The organism is Vibrio crassostreae (assembly GCF_024347415.1).
GTDB classification, from domain to species: domain Bacteria; phylum Pseudomonadota; class Gammaproteobacteria; order Enterobacterales; family Vibrionaceae; genus Vibrio; species Vibrio crassostreae.
Genome location: NZ_AP025477.1, coordinates 1,618,167 through 1,639,544 on the forward strand (window position 1 = coordinate 1,618,167; position 21,378 = coordinate 1,639,544).

19 protein-coding genes are annotated in these 21,378 nt (G+C 43.8%); 15 read left to right on the plus strand and 4 right to left on the minus strand.

Annotation, left to right across the window (positions count from 1 at the left end):
- Positions 1-368 precede the first annotated feature (368 nt).
- From hppD to maiA, 4 genes are read left to right on the plus strand one after another with little or no spacing between them, the layout of a single operon-like run.
- Complete coding sequence (gene hppD / locus OC193_RS22880; protein ID WP_016798489.1) at positions 369-1,442, plus strand: 4-hydroxyphenylpyruvate dioxygenase; 1,074 nt, start codon at positions 369-371, stop codon at positions 1,440-1,442.
- Positions 1,435-2,565, plus strand: a complete 1,131-nt coding sequence (locus OC193_RS22885; protein WP_048660536.1) for a homogentisate 1,2-dioxygenase — start codon at positions 1,435-1,437, stop codon at positions 2,563-2,565. The genes hppD and OC193_RS22885 overlap by 8 nt, the downstream gene beginning before the upstream one ends.
- A 12-nt stretch (positions 2,566-2,577) precedes the next feature.
- Complete coding sequence (locus OC193_RS22890) at positions 2,578-3,615, plus strand: fumarylacetoacetate hydrolase family protein (protein ID WP_048660537.1); 1,038 nt, start codon at positions 2,578-2,580, stop codon at positions 3,613-3,615.
- A 21-nt stretch (positions 3,616-3,636) separates the two neighbouring features.
- Positions 3,637-4,341 (plus strand): maleylacetoacetate isomerase, encoded by a 705-nt coding sequence (gene maiA / locus OC193_RS22895; protein WP_048660538.1) that lies wholly within the window; start codon positions 3,637-3,639, stop codon positions 4,339-4,341.
- Positions 4,342-4,552: 211 nt separating this feature from the next.
- On the opposite strand, the gene OC193_RS22900 is transcribed toward maiA, so the two are convergent.
- On the minus strand, positions 4,553-5,482 hold the full coding sequence (locus OC193_RS22900; protein WP_048660539.1) for a carbamate kinase: 930 nt from the start codon (positions 5,480-5,482) through the stop codon (positions 4,553-4,555).
- Positions 5,483-6,096: 614 nt separating this feature from the next.
- Between OC193_RS22900 and OC193_RS22905 the strand changes: the two genes are divergently transcribed.
- Positions 6,097-6,630 (plus strand): DUF2975 domain-containing protein, encoded by a 534-nt coding sequence (locus tag OC193_RS22905; protein WP_048660540.1) that lies wholly within the window; start codon positions 6,097-6,099, stop codon positions 6,628-6,630.
- Between the two features lie 9 nt (positions 6,631-6,639).
- Positions 6,640-6,855, plus strand: a complete 216-nt coding sequence (locus tag OC193_RS22910) for a helix-turn-helix domain-containing protein (RefSeq protein WP_048660542.1) — start codon at positions 6,640-6,642, stop codon at positions 6,853-6,855.
- A gap of 228 nt (positions 6,856-7,083) precedes the next feature.
- Here the strand turns inward: OC193_RS22910 and OC193_RS22915 are convergent, their stop codons facing one another.
- On the minus strand, positions 7,084-9,090 hold the full coding sequence (locus OC193_RS22915) for an acetoacetate--CoA ligase (RefSeq protein ID WP_048660544.1): 2,007 nt from the start codon (positions 9,088-9,090) through the stop codon (positions 7,084-7,086).
- Between the two features lie 199 nt (positions 9,091-9,289).
- Here OC193_RS22915 and phhA point away from each other — a divergent pair, with 199 nt between their 5' ends.
- The 5 genes from phhA (at position 9,290) to OC193_RS22940 (ending at position 14,724) form a co-directional block, all read left to right on the plus strand.
- Positions 9,290-10,084 (plus strand): phenylalanine 4-monooxygenase, encoded by a 795-nt coding sequence (gene phhA / locus OC193_RS22920; RefSeq protein ID WP_048663990.1) that lies wholly within the window; start codon positions 9,290-9,292, stop codon positions 10,082-10,084.
- Positions 10,074-10,412 carry a 4a-hydroxytetrahydrobiopterin dehydratase gene (locus OC193_RS22925; RefSeq protein ID WP_048663988.1) on the plus strand — a complete coding sequence of 113 codons (339 nt, stop codon included), beginning with the start codon at positions 10,074-10,076 and terminating at the stop codon, positions 10,410-10,412. The genes phhA and OC193_RS22925 overlap by 11 nt, the downstream gene beginning before the upstream one ends.
- Before the next feature lie 343 nt (positions 10,413-10,755).
- Positions 10,756-13,329: an HD domain-containing protein gene (locus tag OC193_RS22930; protein ID WP_162200899.1), complete on the plus strand. Its 2,574-nt coding sequence runs from the start codon at positions 10,756-10,758 to the stop codon at positions 13,327-13,329.
- Positions 13,330-13,701: 372 nt separating this feature from the next.
- A complete protein-coding gene (locus tag OC193_RS22935) occupies positions 13,702-13,911 on the plus strand; it encodes a DUF3283 family protein (protein ID WP_008216860.1) in 210 nt (69 codons plus the stop codon).
- 96 nt (positions 13,912-14,007) lie between these two features.
- The gene (locus OC193_RS22940) at positions 14,008-14,724 is read left to right on the plus strand and encodes a YebC/PmpR family DNA-binding transcriptional regulator (RefSeq protein ID WP_017057670.1); all 717 of its coding nucleotides are present in this window, start codon (positions 14,008-14,010) and stop codon (positions 14,722-14,724) included.
- A 166-nt stretch (positions 14,725-14,890) separates the two neighbouring features.
- Here OC193_RS22940 and OC193_RS22945 read toward each other — a convergent pair whose 3' ends face one another.
- Positions 14,891-15,142, minus strand: a complete 252-nt coding sequence (locus OC193_RS22945) for a DUF2798 domain-containing protein (RefSeq protein ID WP_048663985.1) — start codon at positions 15,140-15,142, stop codon at positions 14,891-14,893.
- Positions 15,143-15,227: 85 nt separating this feature from the next.
- On the opposite strand from OC193_RS22945, the gene OC193_RS22950 reads away from it, so the two are divergent.
- Both OC193_RS22950 and OC193_RS22955 read left to right on the plus strand, forming a co-directional pair.
- The gene (locus OC193_RS22950) at positions 15,228-16,127 is read left to right on the plus strand and encodes a LysR family transcriptional regulator (RefSeq protein WP_048663984.1); all 900 of its coding nucleotides are present in this window, start codon (positions 15,228-15,230) and stop codon (positions 16,125-16,127) included.
- Between the two features lie 17 nt (positions 16,128-16,144).
- Complete coding sequence (locus OC193_RS22955; RefSeq protein WP_048663982.1) at positions 16,145-17,020, plus strand: NAD(P)-dependent oxidoreductase; 876 nt, start codon at positions 16,145-16,147, stop codon at positions 17,018-17,020.
- Positions 17,021-17,105: 85 nt separating this feature from the next.
- Here OC193_RS22955 and OC193_RS22960 read toward each other — a convergent pair whose 3' ends face one another.
- On the minus strand, positions 17,106-18,335 hold the full coding sequence (locus tag OC193_RS22960) for an ROK family transcriptional regulator (protein WP_048663980.1): 1,230 nt from the start codon (positions 18,333-18,335) through the stop codon (positions 17,106-17,108).
- Positions 18,336-18,558: 223 nt separating this feature from the next.
- Here OC193_RS22960 and OC193_RS22965 point away from each other — a divergent pair, with 223 nt between their 5' ends.
- Positions 18,559-20,082, plus strand: coding sequence for a glycoside hydrolase family 32 protein (locus tag OC193_RS22965; RefSeq protein WP_048660550.1), 1,524 nt, complete (start codon positions 18,559-18,561; stop codon positions 20,080-20,082).
- 225 nt (positions 20,083-20,307) lie between these two features.
- A complete protein-coding gene (fba, locus tag OC193_RS22970) occupies positions 20,308-21,360 on the plus strand; it encodes a class II fructose-bisphosphate aldolase (RefSeq protein ID WP_048660554.1) in 1,053 nt (350 codons plus the stop codon).
- Positions 21,361-21,378: the final 18 nt, after the last annotated feature.

A 21,378-nucleotide genomic window follows, 5' to 3' on the forward strand; every position in this document is an offset into this window, starting at 1 on the left:
AGATTCGTTTTAGCACTTATCAAGCCGCTGACTACAGCGGCTTTTTTGCATCATCAGTCTAATATTCGATTTATCGCCTTAGCTGACAAAATTACACATGTAACAATTCAATAACATCTCTTACTCTGCTGTAAATCAAACCACCATCTTTCAATCCCTTGATAGCACTCACTTTCTTGTCGTTGTTATTTGCCTGTAACAAATATTTTACAAATTGACGGGTTTTTAGCGTGATTGCCCATTTCCTTGCATGCATTCCAATCTGCCGGCTTGTGGGCCAAATTTAATTAAGGATAAAAAACACACAGCACTTCTTTAGCAATAAGAAGTCACGTAATACAAAACCAATAGGTACAAGGAGAAAGTTCATGGTGGAGTCATACAACCCGCTTGGCACGGATGGATTCGAGTTTGTTGAATACACGGCCGTTGACCACAAGGGAATTGAGCAACTTAAAGCGCTGTTTGTGTCACTTGGTTTTGCTGAGATCGCCAAGCACCGCTCAAAAGAAGCTTGGCTGTATCGACAAGGTGACATCAACTTTATCGTCAATGAACAGCCTCACAGCCAAGCGGAAGCGTTCGCTAAAGTGCATGGGCCATCGGTATGTGGCATGGCGTTTCGTGTCAATGAAGCAACGGCTGCAATGGAGCAAGCGTTTAAGGGCGGCGGTGAAGAGTACAAAACGGAAATAGGGCCGATGGAACTGAGCATCCCTGCCATTTACGGCATCGGTGAAAGCCTGCTCTATTTTGTGGATCGTTATGGCAAGCAGAGCATCTACGACGTTGATTTCCGATTCTATGATGACGCGCAAGAGCGCATGGCGAAAGCGGATGTTGGCCTTTACGAGATCGATCACCTTACGCATAACGTGAAACAAGGCAATATGGATCTGTGGTCTGGTTTTTATGAGCGTATCGGCAACTTCCGTGAGATTAGATACTTCGATATTGAAGGTAAGCTGACCGGCCTTGTGAGCCGCGCAATGACTTCACCATGTGGCAAAATCCGCATCCCTATCAATGAGTCTTCAGACGACAAATCACAAATTGAAGAGTTCATCCGTGAATATAACGGTGAAGGCATTCAACACATCGCACTTGCTACAGATGACATCTACAAAACAGTGAAAACCCTGCGTGATCGCGGCATGGACTTTATGCCAACCCCAGATACTTACTATGAGAAAGTTGACGATCGTGTGAAAGGCCACGGGGAAGATACCGATCTGTTGCGTGACCTACGCGTTCTGATTGATGGCGCGCCGACCAAAGACGGCATCTTGCTGCAAATTTTCACGCAGACGGTAATCGGGCCTGTGTTCTTTGAAATCATTCAGCGTAAAGGCAACGAAGGCTTTGGTGAAGGTAACTTCAAGGCGCTGTTTGAATCGATTGAAGAGGACCAGATTCGTCGAGGAGTATTAGACGATGCATAAATGGATCTCATTTCCTCATCGGGAGGGTGTGTGCTCTAAACAAGCGCACGCCGACTTCCCCGAAGAGGCAATCTATGAGCGAGAGGCGGGCCGAAGTGGTTTCTTCGGCCCTGCTGCTCACTTTCATCACCAACACGCCCCAACAGGTTGGTCGGAGTGGGAGGGCGATTTACGTCCTCGCGCTTTTGATTTTACGCTGGTGGAGAAAGCTAGCCAGATAACCCCTTGGGCGGTGCCTCATCTTTTGCACAACGCAGACTGCAAAATCCGCGTATGGCGCATGGATGAGAAGATGGATTTCTTGGTGCGTAACTCTGACGGTGATGAGCTGCTGTTCATTCATCAAGGCAGCGCCGATCTCTATTGTGACTATGGTCATCTAGAGGTGAGTGAAGGGGATTACGTGATGATCCCGCGCTCAACCAACTGGCGCTTGGAGCCAAGCGAGCCGATGTTTATCTTGATGATTGAGAACACAGACGCGGCTTACTCGTTGCCAGAGAAAGGCATGGTCGGCAATCACGCGGTATTTGATCCGGCGGTTCTTGAAATCCCGTCGATCAACGATCAATTCCGCGCTCAGTATTCTGAAAACCAGACTCAGGTTCAGGTGAAGCGCCACGACAAAGTCAGCGTGATCACCTATCCGTTCAATCCATTGGATGCAATTGGCTGGCATGGCGACTTAGCGGTGGTGAAAGTGAATTGGCGCGATATCAGACCGCTGATGTCGCATCGCTACCACTTGCCACCTTCTGCACACACTACCTTTGTTGGCGCAGGCTTTGTGGTGTGTACCTTTGTGCCGCGCCCGATTGAGAGCGATCCAGGTGCGCTGAAAGTACCGTTCTACCACAACAATGATGATTACGATGAAGTGCTTTTCTATCACGCTGGTGACTTCTTCAGTCGCGATAATATTGAAGCGGGCATGGTGACCTTCCATCCAGCTGGCTTCACGCATGGGCCTCACCCTAAAGCCTTTAAGGCAGGTCAGGCGCATAAGAAAAAGTTCACCGATGAAGTCGCGGTGATGATCGATACTCGCCATGCACTGCAGTTCTCTGACGAACTTGATAGCGTTGAGAACAAAGAATATGTCTACAGTTGGCAAGAGAAGTAAGGGGCAACAAGGATGAAATTAGCAACCAAGAAAAATGGCACTCGCGATGGCCTATTGATGGTCGTGAGTAAAGATCTCAAACAGTGCGTGCCAGCGACGGAGATTTTCCACGCAATGCATCTTGCACCCACCATGCAGGTAGCCTTGGATAACTGGGACAGCGTTGCTCCTCAGTTAGAAGAGTTATACACCTCGCTCAATAACGGGCATGTGACGGGAAGTGAAGTGTTTGCCACTCAGTATTGTGAATCACCATTGCCACGCGCTTATCAATGGGCGGATGGCAGCGCCTATGTAAACCACGTTGAGCTGGTGCGTAAGGCGCGTGGTGCTGAAATGCCAGAAAGCTTCTGGGTTGACCCACTCATGTATCAAGGTGGCTCAGATGCGTTTATCGGGCCGCGTGACAATATTGAGTTTGCCAGTGATGAATGGGGTATCGATTTCGAGGGTGAAGTCGCGGTTGTCACCGGAGATGTACCAATGGGTGCCAGTGCCAAGCAAGCGCATGATTCGATCCGTCTGCTGATGCTGGTGAATGATGTATCCCTGCGCGGCTTGATTCCGGCTGAGCTCGCGAAAGGCTTTGGTTTCTTCCAGTCTAAGCCCTCTTCAGCGTTTTCTCCGGTTGCCGTTACGCCTGGTGAGCTAGGTGAACAGTGGAAAGGCAGTAAGGTACACCTGCCACTGACTTCAACCTACAACGACACACCTTTTGGGTGTCCTAATGCAGGTGTGGACATGACCTTCAATTTCGCTGAACTGATTGTCCATGCTGCGAAAACTCGCCCACTGTCGGCAGGTGCAATCATAGGCTCAGGTACGGTATCGAATAAGCAAGGCACTGACCACGGCACCTCAATTGCCGAGGGCGGAGTGGGTTATTCATGCATTGCTGAAGTTCGTATGATTGAGACGATTCGCGATGGTAAGCCGTCGACTCAATTTATGTCGTTTGGTGACTCGATCAAGCTTGAGATGTTTGATGAGGCGGGTGATTCCATTTTTGGTGCGATAGACCAAAAAGTGAGCCAGTATCGAGCGGTATAATCCACGTAATAGGGTTTCAGTATGAGCGAGAGCATCGTGAACAAGAACATTGTACTTTACGGTTACTGGCGCTCTTCGGCTGCCTATCGGGTGCGTATTGGGTTGAACCTAAAGCAACTCAAATACGAGTCTAAATCGGTGCACTTGGTGCGTAATGGCGGCGAGCAGCATGATCCACAATATCGCGATCTCAATGCTAGTGAATTAGTGCCTGTGCTGGTGGATGGTGAAGTTCAACTCAATCAGTCGCTGACGATCTTGCAATACTTGGACGAAAGCTATTTGTGTGAGAGCAGCCCAGACACCTCGCTCATTCCAGAGCAAGTGCCGCTGCGCTATCAAGCGTTGGCAATGGCTCAGGACATTGCGATGGAAATTCACCCTCTGAACAACCTGCGCGTGTTGCAGTATTTGGAGCGGGAATTGTCGTGCGAGCAAGAGGCAAAAATGGATTGGCTTCACTATTGGATGAGCCAAGGCTTTTCAGCGCTAGAAGAGAAGCTTTCTAAGCATCGTCAAACACACGGTGATTCAGTTTATAGCCTGACCGATTCACCATGTATTGTCGATATCTGCTTGGTGCCGCAGGTGTATAACGCGCTGCGCTTTGGCGTTGATATGTCACCGTATCCGTTGATTAACTCGATTGTTGAGGCGTGTAATCAGTTGCCCGCTTTTATTGAGGCGATGCCAGAGAATCAGGCGGATGCGAATGAGTCCATGTAGATTCATTGATGTAAACGCAAATACTCTTCCCTTGCGCTACCAAACCGTTTCTTGAAAGAAGCTGTTTCCAAAAATAAAAATATTAAATGCAGTGAGTGAATGAATATTTATCCCATTTGGTACTAATATGGCCTTAATAAAAAAGCCTCGTTATTAAATAAGAGGCTTTAACCCAAGGTTTTATATTAGTGGTGATTATCATTCGATAATGCTAATAATAAATAATACCTTCGCCTTTCGTAATTAGAGTACCAGCTTCATTGGTGATTATTTTATCTAAATCAAATAGTGAACCAATCGCCGCATTACCCAATCCAGCTTCAACGAATTTACAAACGGCATCAATTTTTGGCCCCATAGAACCAGCAGGGAATGAAAATTCTGCTAAACCAGCAGGCGTTGCTTGCTTCATTTCTGCTTGGTCTTCTTTACCATAGTTACGGAAAATCGAACCATCGGTTAAGATAATAAATAAGTCAGCATGGATTTTTTCAGCCAGTAATTCAGCCGTAAGATCTTTGTCAATTACGCACTCTACGCCAGTACTCTTACCTTGCTCGATACTCACGGGAACACCGCCGCCGCCACAAGCGATAACAAGATTTTCTGTATCTAGAAGAGTTTCAATTTGCTGAATTTCAACAATGTTTTTGGGCAGAGGAGAAGGCACAACGCGACGGTAGTACTCGCCATCAGCTTTAAATTGCATTGTGCTCTGAGCCATTAACTCTTTAGCTCGTTGCTCTGTATATACAGGGCCAACAAATTTAGTCGGGTTAGCAAACGCAGGGTCTTGTTTGCATACTTCCGTTTGCGTGACTAGCGTCGCTACGTCTAATTCAGGGTCAATGTTTCTCAGCTCTTGTTGTAACATGTAGCCCACCATGCCACAGGTTTGAGAGCCGAGTACATCCATTGGGTATGGTGTCGTCTCTGGCGAATATTCGCTATAAGCTGCGTTTTGCTCCATCAACAAACCCACTTGTGGGCCATTACCATGAACGATAACAATCTCATGCTCGCGTGCTATCGCAGCAATACTCGCCGCTGATTTGATGATATTTTCACGTTGGTTCTCAGCCGTTAATGCTTGGCCTCTTGCTAAAAGAGCGTTACCGCCTAAAGCTAATACTATGCGCATGATAATGTCTCCGATCATTTAATAATGATTTTAGTTATTTTACGTAGGGATTAACCGCTTGTTTCTAATTAGATTCAAGCTTATTAATAACAATGACTAGGTTTTGTTAATTACTCTTAAGTAATTAACATGCCGAGATAGTATGGGAAAATAATCGTTCTAAATGTGATAGCCATCAAATTATCATTTCACTAGAAATGGAGCGGTGGAAAAGGAAATTATTATTATTCGATTAAATATCCATAAGCTTGTGTGTAATCTAGCGGTGGCGTCTTTTTTGGTATAAATGATTCGTCTTTAGTGAATATTATCTCTGGCTATAAAATGATTAATTTTCTAATTTTGTTTTAAATATGACGTTCAGATCTCATTAAGAAGTTTAGAAAAGGTACGGGGTCAAACTGAGGCGAGGGTTCACGAGCTGCTTGGATCTAAGTCTTCTTTAGCATTTTCTCCGGTCGCATTTACACCCGATGAACTTGGCGAAGAGTGGAAAGGCGGTAAGGTGCACTAGAATGAAATCGATAAGTTCTTATCGTAAAGCGATAATTTCTTATCGATTTTTATGTTTTATCTGTTAGTATCACGTCATCGCAATCAAATGAGCAATCATCATGAATAATCTACAAAACATTCGAATCCTTAGTAATCGTTTATTAATCGTCTTATGGGCAGTACTTATTATTAACCCTATCTTTACCCTGATTATGTGGTTTGGCAGTGTCTATGTGCCTAATAACGAGTATATCTCTTCAGAATTCTCTTTTCCTATTGAACTTCCTTTAAGCGCTGGCCATGCCACTATGGGTTACTTGGTCGTTAACTTAACTGTAATCGTAGCGTCATTAATCACCTGGCAATTGATCAAATTATTTCAACGATACAGCAAAGGGGAGATTTTTGGCCTCAATAATATTCACCACTATAAAGCTATTGGGAATCTAGTAGTTCTTTACGTATTGGTTGGCTGTTTAGATGGTTTATTATTAGGGCCAGCGTTAACCTATGGTCAGCAAGATATGAGCTTTACTTTTGACATCGCAGACAGTGACGTTGCATTACTGATTTCTGGTATTATTATACGCTTAATTGCTCAAGTTATGACTGAGGCCAAAGAGCTTCATGATGAGCAATCTCTAACGATTTAGGGACTCAATATGTCTATAGTAATTAATTTAGATGTCATGCTCGCAAAAAGAAAAATGCGCTCAAATGAATTAGCAGCGTTGATAGGTATTACTGAACAAAATCTATCCATATTGAAGCGAGGAAGAGCAAAAGCAATTAAACTGCAAACTCTTGATACCATTTGCCACCACTTGCAATGTCAGCCCGGGGACATTCTTGAGTATGTCTACGAAGACCATGACTAGACACATATCGTAACAAGATGTAAGTGTCTATATAAATGATAGCTCCTATTAATCGCTTACTGTAGTGGCGCACTGAATTTGACGTCTTAGGTTGAGGTGTAACTATAGTGGCAGACGGATTTTTTCCACCTACCAAAATATAGCGAATACGAAGATCAGAGAAGCCCTCCACGGTGTTCATTCGTGGAGGGCTTTCATTTCTAAATTACGCTCTTTTATGCCTAAGCGCTAAAGCGAAACAACGCGCTTTATCTCTTCCAAAACCTTGGCGTTAGCAATGGCACCGAGATTTTCTACATTCTTACCATTTACAACCTGTTTCACCGCCAACTCCACCAACTTACCAGAGCGCGTTTTTGGCACATCGCTGATCGCAAATATCTGGCTTGGCACATGCCTTGGTGAGCATGATGATTTGAGTTTACTTCTGATGGCTGTCAGTAACGTTTCATCTAGACTCACATCTTGCTGCAGTTGGACAAACAGCCATATCTGCTCATTGCGGTCGACATCTTTACCGACGGCGATGGAATCTATGATGCCCTCAATGTTGTTCACTTGTTGGTAGATCTCAGCAGTACCAATACGCACACCACCAGGGTTGAGTGTGGTGTCGCCTCGCCCGTAGAACAGATAACCGCCATGCGCGCTCTGTGCGACCTCGTCACCGTGATGCCATACATTTTCGAACCTGTCCCAATAAGTGCTGTGATAGCGCTCTCCGGTGTCATTCCAGAAGCCAACTGGGAAATTGGGGAGGGAATTGGTACACACCAGTTCACCACGTTCGTGATCGACTTTATGGCCCGTTGAATTGAATACCTTGATGTCGACGCCAAGCCCTGCCTGTTGGCACTCACCGCGATACACTGGCGAGATAGGGTTACCCAACACAAAACAGCCACAAATATCGGTACCGCCAGAAATGGATGCTAAATGCAGGTCTTGTTTGATGTGTTTGTAAACGTAATCAAATTGCTCTGGGTAAAGCACAGAACCTGTTGAGCACAGTGTTCTTAAATGAGGCAGAGAGTGGTTTTCTAATGGCGAGAGCTCTGCCTTCTCGATCGCTTCTAGATACTTGGCTGAGGTGCCAAATGTCGATACGTCAGCTCGCTGCGCCAAATCCCATAGAACATTGGGTTGCGGGTAAACCGGGCTACCATCAAAGATCACTAAACAAGCGCCGCTGGCAAGCGCAGAGACGTGCCAGTTCCACATCATCCAACCACAAGTGGTGTAGTAGAACACGCGGTCGTTTGGCTTAACATCGCAATGAAGCTGATGCTCTTTTAGGTGGTTGATGGTGGTGCCACCAACCGAGTGAACAATACATTTTGGCTTGCCTGTTGTGCCGGAAGAGTAGAGTACAAACAATGGTTCATTGAAGCTGACACGCACAAATCGTACAGGTTGTGGCTGATAATGATTGATCATGCTGTGCCAGCTTCGAATCGACACATCATTTTCAAAGTCATTCCTTCCCAAGTAACCGATCTGACACACCTGTTTTAGCTCGGTTAAGTGCTCGATGATTTCACGGTTCTTGTCCGTCATATCGAACGTTTTGCCATTGAAGGTATAGCCATCACAGGTGAACAGCACCTTGGGTTTCACTTGGCCAAATCGTTCAATCACACTCTCGACACCAAAATCAGGCGAGGTCGATGTCCAAATCGCGCCCAAGCTGGTGGTTGCCAGCATCGCTATTACGGTTTGTGGCAGATAGGGCGTATACGCAGCAACCACATCACCTTGCTTCACTCCGCTATCGACAAGCCATTGCTGAACGCTAGAGACCGTTTCACACAGGGTTTTCCATGTATAACTCTGTTGTTCGCCACGTTCATTCTCAAACCAAATCGCCAGTTCATTAGGCATGGTGTGCGCCAAACTCAGCAAGTTCTCGGCGTAGTTTACTTGTGCATTGGGAAACCAAACCGCATCACGATTCGATTTAGGCTGCTGCCAGCGGCTCTCACCTTGAGCTTTGATTGTCTCGCTTTCTGCCTTGTTAGTAGAGCCTTGCGAGCCAACCATTCCACAAAACTGCCACACGTTTTTCCAAAACGATTCCGGATGTTCTACAGACCATTGATGGAGTTCGGCGTAGCTTTTTACGTCCCTATCTAGGTTTAACCCAGATTGTTCAAGGCTATCGATAAATCGGGTTAAGTTGGCATCGGCGATACGCTGCTCGCTTGGCTGCCAAATGGGCTTATTGCTTTCGTGCATTCCTTTACCTTTAACAAAAAGTTAACGTTTTCAGTCTGGTATTTAGGTTTTACAAAGTCAAAAGTTCAGCAAAATAAGCGTCTGGCGGAATTGTGTAAATAAAATGTTACACGATCGCCTGTTTCGAAAAATCGCGCAAATTGGCGCTTATAAGGAGTGGAGATAGGCTTAAAGTGAGACATTCGAAAGGAGGTGTGTAATGACTCAATATCATTCTAAGCCCGTGAGCCAAGAGGGATGGGTTGAGTGGAGCCTCGAAGAAGATGCCATTTGGCACGACTTGGTGAAAAGGCAACTGGACGTCATTAGTGACCGCGCTTGTGATGCCTATTTGCACGGTTTGACCCTGCTGGATCTGCCATTAGACAGAGTTCCTCAGCTTCCAGAGATAAATAAAGTGCTAAAGGAAACAACAGGTTGGCAGGTTCAGCCTGTTCCGGCGCTAATCGATTTCGACCGTTTCTTTGATTTGCTCGCTAATAAGAAATTCCCCGTCGCGACATTTTTGAGAACGCGAGATGAGTTCGATTACTTACAAGAACCTGATTTCTTTCATGAAATTTTTGGTCACTGTGCCATGCTTACTAATGCTGATTTCGCAGCATTCACTGAGCATTATGGAAAACTAGGCCAAGCTGCGACATCAAAACAGCGCGCTTATCTTGCCCGTTTGTATTGGTTTACGGTCGAGTTCGGTTTAGTAAAAGAAAGCCAACAACTGAAAATCTATGGCGGTGGCATTCTCTCGTCTCCGGCGGAAACCATGTACGCATTGGGCGGTGATTTGGCGGTTCGCGAGCGGTTCGATCTGCAAACGGTTTTAAGAACTCCTTATCGCATCGACATCATGCAGCCGAAATATTACGTGATCGACGAGCTGTCTGAGCTCTTCAAAATCAGTCAGGAAAACCTATTACAGCAAGCTGATCTCGCGATTGATGCGGGGTTACTACCACCACTTTTTGAACCCAAGGAACCAACAAATGTTGAATGAACAAAAATGCGAAGCCTGCAGTATCGACGCGATTGCCCTGAGTAAAGGCGAGCAACAATCTTTACTGTTGGAGTTGTCTGATTGGCAGATCATGGAAAGAGACGGCATCCCACAGCTTGAGAAGGTGTTTAAGTTTAAGAACTACAAGCAAGCATGGGCATTCAGCAACAAAGTGTCAGAGTTGGCAGAAGAAGAGTTCCACCATCCTTCGATCTTATTGGAGTGGGGCAAAGTCACCGTCACTTGGTGGAGTCACTCAATCAAAGGTCTCCACAAAAATGATTTCATCTGCGCCTCACGCTGCGATGTATTCGCGGTGAGTGAGTAGCCACTGATTAAACCAAGAGAGGTTGATGCAAAAAGCTGCCAATGTTCGTTCAGCCGAATGTTGGGAGCTTTTTAGTCTATCAAGGGCAAACGAAGAAATTAGAAATCTCATTCAGTTCAATGCTAATAAGTAAGGTAATCGTATTATATACTCGATTGCTTCCGCTCTAAAAGTTAAGCATTGGTGTGCAAAAATAGCATAGTTGGTTACGTGCATATTTCTTAACCAGTTCATCCATTCATGATTAAGTGCAAATAAATGCAATGAAATAAGATATCAAGATTCTTCTCATTAAATTCATATGTTATTATTTATCAAATATATCAAGAATTTAGGTGGAAATTTGCTTTCATACCAACAAACTTATACTTGGAAAAGTACTTTAGGGATTACTGATGACGGTAACCAGAACGCTATAAATCGCTTAAAATCCAACTTTGAAGAAATGCGTACCAAAGTGGCTGTTTTAGCGAACGAAATCGCTTCCTCACTCCCTGATTTTACAGTTCATGATATCTCGCATATCGATTCATTGTGGGAAATGGCTGATATTATCTGTGGTGATGACTATCCACTTAATCCGATTGAAGGTTTTGTCTTGGGAGGTGCATTTCTTTTACATGATGTTGCTATGTCTATCCAGTCATATCCTAATGGCGTAAGTGATTTAGAGAAACTAGATTTATGGAAAGATACAGTAGTTCAACGGCATAAGGCTTTGGGCATACCCGCCCCTAGCCGTTTTGAGTATGAGGAATTAACGCCGCAGATTAGAGATTACGTAGTTTGTACACTTTTACGTAAACTTCATGCTGAAACGGCGGAAAAAATTGTTAATTTTTCGTGGCCTAATAAAGTCGATCAGTCACCAACTTTTTTGATCAACGATGTCGAGATACGTCAAGGACTTGGGCGTCTCATTGGTAAAATTGCCCATAGTCACTGGTGGGATTTAAATAAAGTAGAATCCGAATTCGAACGACAAATTGGTGCGCCAGGTTGGTGTTCAAGAGAATGGAAAGTCGACCCTTTGAAAGTAGCATGTGTTCTAAGAGCTTGTGATGCTTCACACATCGATGCAAGAAGAGCCCCTTCATTTCTAAGGACTGTTAGAAAGCTTGACCCATATTCTGATTTACATTGGGACTTCCAATCAAAGCTACTTAAACCTTATCTGTCCGGTGAAAGCTTATATTACAGTTCTGCAAGTTCTTTTCCTGTAGAAAGTGCTGATTCGTGGTGGTTGTGTCACGAAGCTCTCGAAATGATCGACAATGAGCTACGGTCTGTTGACTCTTTATTAACAGATAAACAAATGCCTCGTTTCTCTGCTAGAAGGGTCTTTGGTGTGGAATCACCAGAACGGTTGACTTCTTTAATCCCGACCGATGGATGGCAGCCAATTGATGCAACTATTCACATAGGTGATTTACCGAGCATCATCCGCTCCTTAGGGGGCTATGAACTATACGGAAATAAGCCAGAGACGGCTCTTCGTGAGTTAATTCAAAATTCATCTGATGCCATCAAGGCTAGGAGAAAACTTGAAGGACGCGATAATGAATGGGGTAAAATTCAGATAACAGCATTTCAAGAAAGTAGCGCTATAGCGATATCGATAGAAGATAATGGAATCGGTATGTCTTTAGATGTGATCAAGAAATACTTATTTGATTTTGGCTCAAGTTACTGGAATTCAGAGTTACTGCAAGAAGAACATCCAGGATTGATTTCTAAAGATGTCCCTCATACTGGTAAATACGGAATCGGTTTCTTTTCTATTTTTATGATGTCGGATCAAATTAAAATTATTACAAGAAAGTGCACTGATTCACAACAGAGTACCAAGGTCATTGAGTTTAGGGAAGGTTTGTCCAGAAGGCCAATTATACGAAATGCTCGAACAGATGAGTACTTGATTGATGGTGGAACAAAGATATCTCTCAATATTAATGATAATAGTATAATTGAAAGGTTATTCCCAAAAAATGAAGATTTTCAAACAGATTTAGTCATTATCTGTAATAGACTCGCACCTGCTTTAGATGTTGATTTACATATATCAGACTTAGTACATAATACTGAAGTTACACATACTGCTAACAGTTGGATGAAAATGTCTGATCCAGATTTTTGTGCTTATATGAATACAATTAGGCCTCCTCACTTACGTCTATCTGATACAAATTATGATAATGAATTAGCTACTAATGTTAAGTTCTTGTACGACGAATCAGGAAAGCCAATTGGTAGAGGATGGATTAGACGTAAACCTTATTCAGAAAGTGTCCCTGGCCTAATTGTGGTAAACGGGCTAACAGAAGGCGGACTTCGTAACGTATCAGGTATATTTTTTGCAAGAAATGAGAATGCAGCAAGAGATGTTTGCTCGTTAATTGCGACAAATGACGAACTTGGAAATTGGGCAACAGAGCAGTTTGAGTTAGCTAAAAAACTATTCGATAACGATAAACTCTTCGAGTGTAGCTCATTCATGAAATCACACTATGCAAGGAATAAAGATATCCCTTTCATAAGCTGTAAAGATCGACAATATAGTGAATTAGAATTCATTGATCATATCAAAGATATAGACAAACTGATTGTCACTAATCACTATTTTATGAAAGGTTCAGCTTCTACTTATGATAACTTAGAAATCTACGATAACGTTTATTTTATTGATTTGCATGGAAATGAATCAGTATATCAACTCAATGCTCGAAGAATTGATAATTATCAAGAAATAGAAAAGAATAATGCATTTTACCGTGTGTCAGAACTATTATCTGAAGCTTGGGGGATGGATGTTGATTTTATAGTTGAAAAGCATCGTGATCGTCATAATAATATACCAATTGCAAAGAATAATAATATAGAGCTAAGTGAGTATGGGTATGTTTTTGATAGGATATAATAGAAACTAACTGTCCACACTAGTTCAGCGTATTACTTAATAATATGTGTAGATATGGCGATGGATTTCTAGTGCAGATTGAGCAATAAGATCTGTTAATACTTATTGTGACTTTACAATTTTTCCTGACGGTATACTTGTAAAGTCGCGCTGTGTTTGAATTGACCACCGCAAGCCCACATATCGAAATTTTGCTTTTTGCTTTGTTTCAACAGTTCGATCAAATGTACTTTTCCGCCCCAACTTGACCTGCATCAGTGACTTGTTTGGTTTCGGGTCTCATAAACCCTTTCTGTTACTCATAGTATTGGTTTTATGAGGCTGCTCTATGATATATTTCTCGGCCAAGTGTATTACAGACGAAGGCTAGCAATGTCTATCAACCTTTCACTCCTTCCACCCAGCGAGAAAAATAAAATCGAACTGGATAAGCAAGCATCGTTTCTTGTATGGAAACTGAAGCAAGCGAAATGTGGCCCTGAAGCCATTGTTGAAGAAGCAATGAAGCTAGGTGACCCAGATGAAAAGGTGTGGTTTGAACAGTCTGTAGAAAAATACAAACGGGTAATGGGTGTCGCATAAACGCAGACAAACCTTGCCCAGCAATGCTGTAGAATTGAAATGACACAGTAATTTGCTAGAATTTGCACCGTTAATTGAATCAGAGAGAAGATCCCGATGGGAAGAAGTTTTGAAGTGCGCAAGGCCTCAATGGCGAAAACTGCAGGCGCAAAAATTAAAGTTTATTCTAAATACGGTAAAGAGATTTACGTACTGGCTAAGAACGGCAGCTCTGACCCAGACATGAACCTACCTCTTAAGCACCTGATTGCTAAAGCGAAGAAAGACCAAGTACCAGCTCACGTTATCGACAAAGCGATCGATAAAGCGAACGGCGGCGGCGGTGAAGACTTCCAACCAGCTCGTTACGAAGGTTTTGGCCCAGGTGGCACAAGCGTAATCGTTGACTGTCTAACTGACAACGGCAACCGTACTTTCCAAGACGTTCGCCAATGTTTCGTTAAGACTGGCGCGAAAATCGGTGTTGAAGGTACTGTTTCTCACATGTTCGCTCACCAAGCTGTATTCCAGTTCAAAGGCGAAGACGACGAGATCATCCTAGAAACGCTAATGATGGAAGACGTAGACGTGACTGACGTTGAGCTAGAAGACGGTGTTATCACTGTATTCGCTCCAACGACTGAGTTCTTCAAAACGAAGACTGCACTAAACACTGCGTTCCCAGAGCTAACTCTAGACGTTGAGGAAATCACTTTCGTTCCTCAAACGACTACGCCAGTAGCTGAAGAAGATTCTGAGAAGTTCCAGAAGTTCTTAGACATGCTTGACGACTGCGATGATGTTCAGCAGGTTTACCACAACGCTGAGCTGTAATCTTTACAGTAACAACAGTTATTAAAAAAACCGAGCCTAGTGCTCGGTTTTTTTATGGGCGCAATTCAGGCGTTTATCCATGAACAGCGTTTTTTGAACGCATCTCTTTGATCGCAGCCTCTTAATGATATTGTCTAGAACATAGCTCCTGAACATTAACCCTTGATCATCGTTCCGTGATCTCAGGTTTGCAAAGCGTTCTCGGGCGACAAATCCATGCAGAGAGTTTTCTGATCAAAGGGAGCACGGTGAGGTTGAGCACGATGGCACACGGCCAAGCAATGAAAAAGCTTTGCATCCAGATTGGCGGCCATTCGCGGCTGAACCCCATTTTGTAGCCAGAAATTAACCCAGACATGATGGTCGCCATGGTCAGGGAGGATAAAATCGCGGTTACCCAAAATTGTTTGTTGTTCATATTATGTTTCTCCCGTGATTTTCTGTTGTTGATGAGATAAGGTTACTCCTATCCATTAATGAGAAAAATAGGCACATATAGAAGTATGAATTCCATATTTGGAAACATTGATGATCTGTTCTTATTCTGTGCAGTGGTTGAAGAGGGCTCTTTGCTATCAGCCTCGAAACGGCTGCAACTGCCTGTGTCGACTATGTCACGTCGGTTAACCGCATTGGAAGATCGCCTTAATATCCGACTTTTGGAAAAGAAAGGTCGTGAGCTGGTGGCCACTAAAGATGGTGAAGCGGCCTTTGCAGCGCTGAGTAGCAGCATGGAGTCACTGCATCAAGGGTTTAGTAGCTTGCTTGAAGAGCGCGATGCTATCCAAGGCAAAATAAAGCTCGCGGTGCCTCATAACTTCTATAGCGGTTTTCTTCGCCCGACTGTCGAGCAATTCCTTGCTGAGTACCCAAAAGTACAACTCAACCTCATCTTGAGCCAACAGCAAGTGGTGCCTGAAACCGATCGTGATTTGTTGATCACGTTTCAAATTTCCGACATGGACGGCATGATTGCGCGACCACTCTTTAAGGCCAAGCACGGATTTTTTGCGAGCCAAGAGTATCTGGATTCTCGTGAAGAGATTAAAAAGCCAGACGATCTCGAGCATCAAGAGTGGATTAATGTCGATGATGTGTTTGATATGCCGCTCTACAAATCTGGTCAGTTAGAGCAGATGGTGACGATCAAACCTAAGTTCATCGTTAACGATATTTATGCGGTTGCGGCCGCTGCGCAAAAGGGATTGGGCATCGCCTCACTGCCTTTTCGTCATGTTTCTCCGGAAATGAATCTGATTCAAGTGCTCCCTGAGTATCATCGGGGTGATCGCCAAGCATATTTAGTGTACAAAGAAAGAAAATATCAGCCGAAGGCTTTGACTTTGCTTATCGAGACCTTGATTGAGAGCGTTCGCTCGTTCCATCACGATGAGCTGAGTTAAATGAAAAGGAGAAAGAAATGAAAGTAAGTTTTATCGGGCTAGGCGTAATGGGTTTCCCAATGGCAGGCCACCTAGTCAAAGCCGGTTTTGAGGTAACGGTATTTAACCGCACTCATAGCAAAGCACTAGACTGGGCTGATAAACACCAAGGTAAAGCCGCTGAGAGCGTAGCTGAGTGTGTCGCTGAAGCCGACGTAGTATTAGTTTGTGTTGGCAACGATGACGACGTACGCAGTATGACAACCAGCGAAACAGGCGCACTGGCAGCAATGAAGCCAAACGCGATTCTTGTTGACCACACCACAACGTCGGCAGTCCTGTCTGAAGAGCTTGAAGTCGCTGCGAAGGAAGCTGGTGTTCGCTTCATGGATGCACCAGTGTCTGGTGGTCAAGCGGGCGCAGAAAACGGTGTGCTAACTATCATGTGTGGTGGTGAACAAGAGCTATTCAACGACCTTCAACCTGTATTCGAAGCTTACGGAAAATCGTCGGTTCTGATGGGTAAAGTCGGCCAAGGCCAACGCGCAAAAATGGTTAATCAGATCTGCATCGCGGGTGTATTGAACGGTTTATCTGAAGGTTTGGTACTTGCTGAAAAATCAGGTTTGGATATCCCAACTCTGGTTGATTGTCTTAAAAACGGCGCAGCAGGCTCATGGCAGATGGAAAACCGCGCTACCACAATGGCGCAAGACAAGTTCGATTTCGGTTTCGCAATTGATTGGATGATCAAAGACTTAGGCTTCTGCCTAGATGAAGCAGAGCGCCAAGGCATCCAGCTTCCACTGACTGAAAAAACCAACAACGCATACAAGGCATTGTCTGCCGAAGGACAAGGCCGCATGGATACATCAGTATTGATGAAAGCTGTCGTTGAAGAGACGAAGAAGTAGCAAGACAGAAGTAATTGAAGCTTCGTTTAGATAACTAAAAATAGCCGCTGATTAGTGGCTATTTTTTTGTTTGTGTTAGCTAACTTTATTTAGAACTTTCAGGTGTGTTGGTGGCTTTAATCCCTAGATGTGCTAAAGGCAGAAGTAGCTCATTTGACATCACGTTGTGATAGTTACCTTTATGAACCAAATCTTCATCACTTTCATCAAGAACCAGTTCGATATTGCTTGCCAGATCCGGAAGCAATAAACGAAATGTGTATTCCTTTACACGATTTAAGAAATCAGCCCCTAATTGCGTCAGTTCATCACCAATTACCACTAAATCAGGGTTTAATTGGTTAATATTGTTCACTAATCCATGTGCTAAGCACTTAGCTAAGTAATCAACCGCGTTTATCGCAGCAGATTCTCTGTCATGAAATGCATTTACTACCATTTCAAAGTCCGCGGATACTAATGAGGCCTCTTCCTTGTAACGTTCAATCAAGGCCGTTGTTGAACTATACAGCTCAAGGCAACCTAGATTGCCACACTTACATTGCGGCCCTTGAAAATTGATCGATGTGTGACCAATTTCTCCAGCCGTCCCTAAACTACCGTGATAAACCTGCCCTTCAATCACTAAGCCCGAACCGACCCCCTGCCCAAGAGAGACATACAGTAAAACGCTTGCTTCATAAGTGCTTTGTAGCTGGCGCCAAACCGCGAGTGCAGCCAATTTTGCATCATGGCCTGCATAGATTGGATAGTCTGGAAATTGCTCTCGCATGTGGGAAATAAAATCAACATCTTGCCAATTTTTTGCGTCGGTCATCAGTATAATTTTATTATCTTGCTCTAAGAATGGGCCGGGCATCGCAACCGAGATCCCTAAAACATCACCTTCCTGCTCATTCAGAACATCGCTCACTTGCTTGGTCAAATACTCGATCAGCTCTTCTGGGCTATTATCAGTATTAATTGGTTTGACTATGCTGGTTAGCGAAACACCATTGAGATCGTAGGTATCAATTGAGAAGTTAGTACGCTGTATTCGAACGGACACAATTCGTAGATGTTGGGTATTGAACCCCAGATAGATAGAGCTTCGACCACGTGCCGCTTTTCGCACACCAGTTTCAACAATAAGTCCTTGTTCTATTAGAGGTTTTATCGCTCTAGTTACCGTCGCTTGGTCAAGTCCAACCAATTGGCTGATCTCTTTTCTGGAGCAACTACCACTATTGTGAAGTGCATTAAGAATGACGCGCTTATTATGATTTTGTACATCATCTAACGAAACGCCCAGTCCGCTTCTCATAGGCTTATTCATAGTTCTCCTGACCAATTTGATCTGCAATAACGTTCCAATGGATCTACACAATATATAGAAAAAGTTAAGTTTCAATAAAATCATATAGTTAGAAATTGAGTCTACTTTACTTATGTGAGCGCAATCTCAAGTTCATCATACTATATTTGTTAGCTGCAATTAAATGAAATATATTTGATTGCAGGTTGCAATTAAATATATTTCGATAACATTGGAGGTCCTTGTGGTATTCGATAAGAAGAAGCATCAGGCAATTATTGATCAAGTTGAAGAATACATCGCTGAGCATAAAGATACGGTTAAGCAGCACCATTGGCGTGAACATTACCATTACCAAGCACCGGTAGGCTGGATTAATGACCCGCATGGACTGATTCAATATCAGGGTAAATACCACCTTTTCTATCAACATCATCCTTTTACTGGCAAGTGGGGAACCATGCACTGGGGACATGCAGTCAGCGAAGATCTCATTCACTGGGAAACACTGCCAGAAGCTTTAGCACCAAGCGAAGAATATGACGGCTGGGATGGCGGAGGTATCTTCACGGGTAGTGCTGTGAATAACGATGGTGTGATGACTCTTTTCTATACGGGATGTGCACAAGCTCGCCAAGTTCAATGTATGGCAACGTCGACTGATGGCGTTAACTTTGACAAATATGACGGGAACCCAATCTTATCTGATCCACCAGAGGGAATTAATCTACATGACTTCCGCGATCCAAAGGTTTGGAAGCATGAAGGCTCATGGTACATGGTGACCGGTGTAACAGATGGCGTGAGCGATCTAATTAACCCATCAAACTACGAGACCAATGGATTCGGTAAAGTCTGCCTTCACAAATCAGACAATTTAACCGATTGGGAATTCGTAGGTTATTGTGTAGAGAGTATGGGCGAACTCGGGACAATGCTTGAGTGCCCAAATATCTTCAAATTGGGTGACAAACACGTCCTTATGTATTCACCTATGGGTATGCAACAGCGTCAAGTAGTTTACCTTGTTGGTGACCTTGATTACCGAACCGGTAAGTTCCATTGGTCTACGATGGGCTCTCTAGATTGGGGATTCGACTACTACGCACCACAAGTGTTCGATGATGAAAATGGGCGCACTCTCATTCAAGCTTGGATTGGTTCATGGCCATTCATGCCATGGTGTGATGGCACTTACGATACCAGTGAACTGGGTTGGTACGGTAGTATCACTTTGGCCCGAGAAGTCTCTTTATGTCACGATGGGAAACTGAAGTTCACGCCTGTGCAAGAAGTTGAAAAATTGCGCCATTCGCCAAAAAGACATACAGAGCTCCAGTTAAACGATGGTGAAAAATTCGCATTTGAAGCTGGTGATAATGTTCACTGTGAAATCATTGCGGACATTGACCTAGCTGCTAGCGATTGTGACAGCGTTGTATTTGAAATTCGCAGTAAAGGTGAGCAGAAAACACTGATTGAGTTGGATCTAAAGAAAGGCGAATTGGCTTTTGATCGTACTCAATCGGGCAGTCGTTCGGCCTTACGTAGAACATGTCCACTAGAGTGTGCGAGTAAAGATCGAGCAAACATCCGTATCTTTATGGACAGTATTTCTGTTGAAATCTTTACCGATGGCGGCCGTACTGTGATGACCAATAACATCTTCTCTGATGAAGATAGTGCAGGTCTCTATGTATACGCTAAGAACGGTAATGCAAGAATTGAGACACTAAAAACATTCGGTATGAAAAGTGTTGCTGAGTAACTGATTCAGCTTTCTCCTTCTTCTTTTTAGCCCAGCTTATTGCTGGGTTTTTTTGTCCCTCAAAAAATATTCTCTTAGAAAAAGTCCTTTTTATCCAATTCAAATAGCGATCCTCAAAACAAAAACACGATCCTTTTCACATTCTAAATTCTATTTAATTGTTTCTTGCAATTAAATTGAGTAAATTTAATTGCAAGAAACAATTAAATCACTTTGGAGAAGAAAATGGCTATCGTTACACTAAGACAATTACTGGATCACGCAGCAGAAAATGGTTACGCAGTTCCAGCATTCAACATCAGCAATATGGAGCAAGGACTTGCTATTGTTCGCGCGGCAGCAAAATGTAATTCAGGTGTCATTCTGCAGGCGAGCATCAATGCTCGTAAAAGCTACGCTGGTGACGTGATGCTTTATAAGATGGTTTGCGCTCTCGCTGAGATGTTCCCGAAAACACCAATCGTTCTTCACCAAGATCATGGCAATAGCGAAGAAACATGCTTGTCAGCAATTCGCCACGGTTTTACATCGGTAATGATGGATGGCTCATTGGAGCGTGATGCTTCAACACCAAGCAGCTACGATTACAATGTAGATATTACTTCTCGTATCGCTCAATCTGCGCACTGGGTAGGTGCTTCAGTTGAAGGTGAGTTGGGTTGTATTGGCTCTTTAGAAACTGGTGAAGCTGAAGCTGAAGATGGCGTTGGTGCTGTTGGTATCCTTGAAAAGAGCCAACTGCTAACAGACCCAGATCAAGCCGTTGATTTTGTGAAAAGAACAAAGGTTGACGCACTAGCTATCGCTTGTGGTACAAGCCATGGTGCTTACAAGTTCACTCGCAAACCGGATGGCGATATCTTAGCGATGAACGTTATCGAAGAAATTCACTCGAAGCTCCCAACGACTCACCTAGTTATGCATGGTGCCTCATCGGTTCCTCAATACCTTCAAGATATGATCAATGAGAATGGCGGTGAAATGCCTCAAACATATGGTGTGCCAATCGAAGAAATTGAGCGCGGTATCAAACATGGTGTTCGTAAGGTAAATATCGATACTGATTGTCGTATGGCGATGTCTGGTCGCTTCCGAGAACTAGCGATGAAAAACCCACAAGAGTTTGACCCTCGTAAGTTCCTATTAGCAGGAATGGATGAGCTAACGGCACTTTGTTTAAACCGATTTGAACGATTTGGTTGTGCTGGTCACGGTGACAAGATTACACCAATTTCTATGGATGATATGGCTGCACGCTACGCTAGCGGTGAGCTGTAATTCAAAGGAGTTCTACGT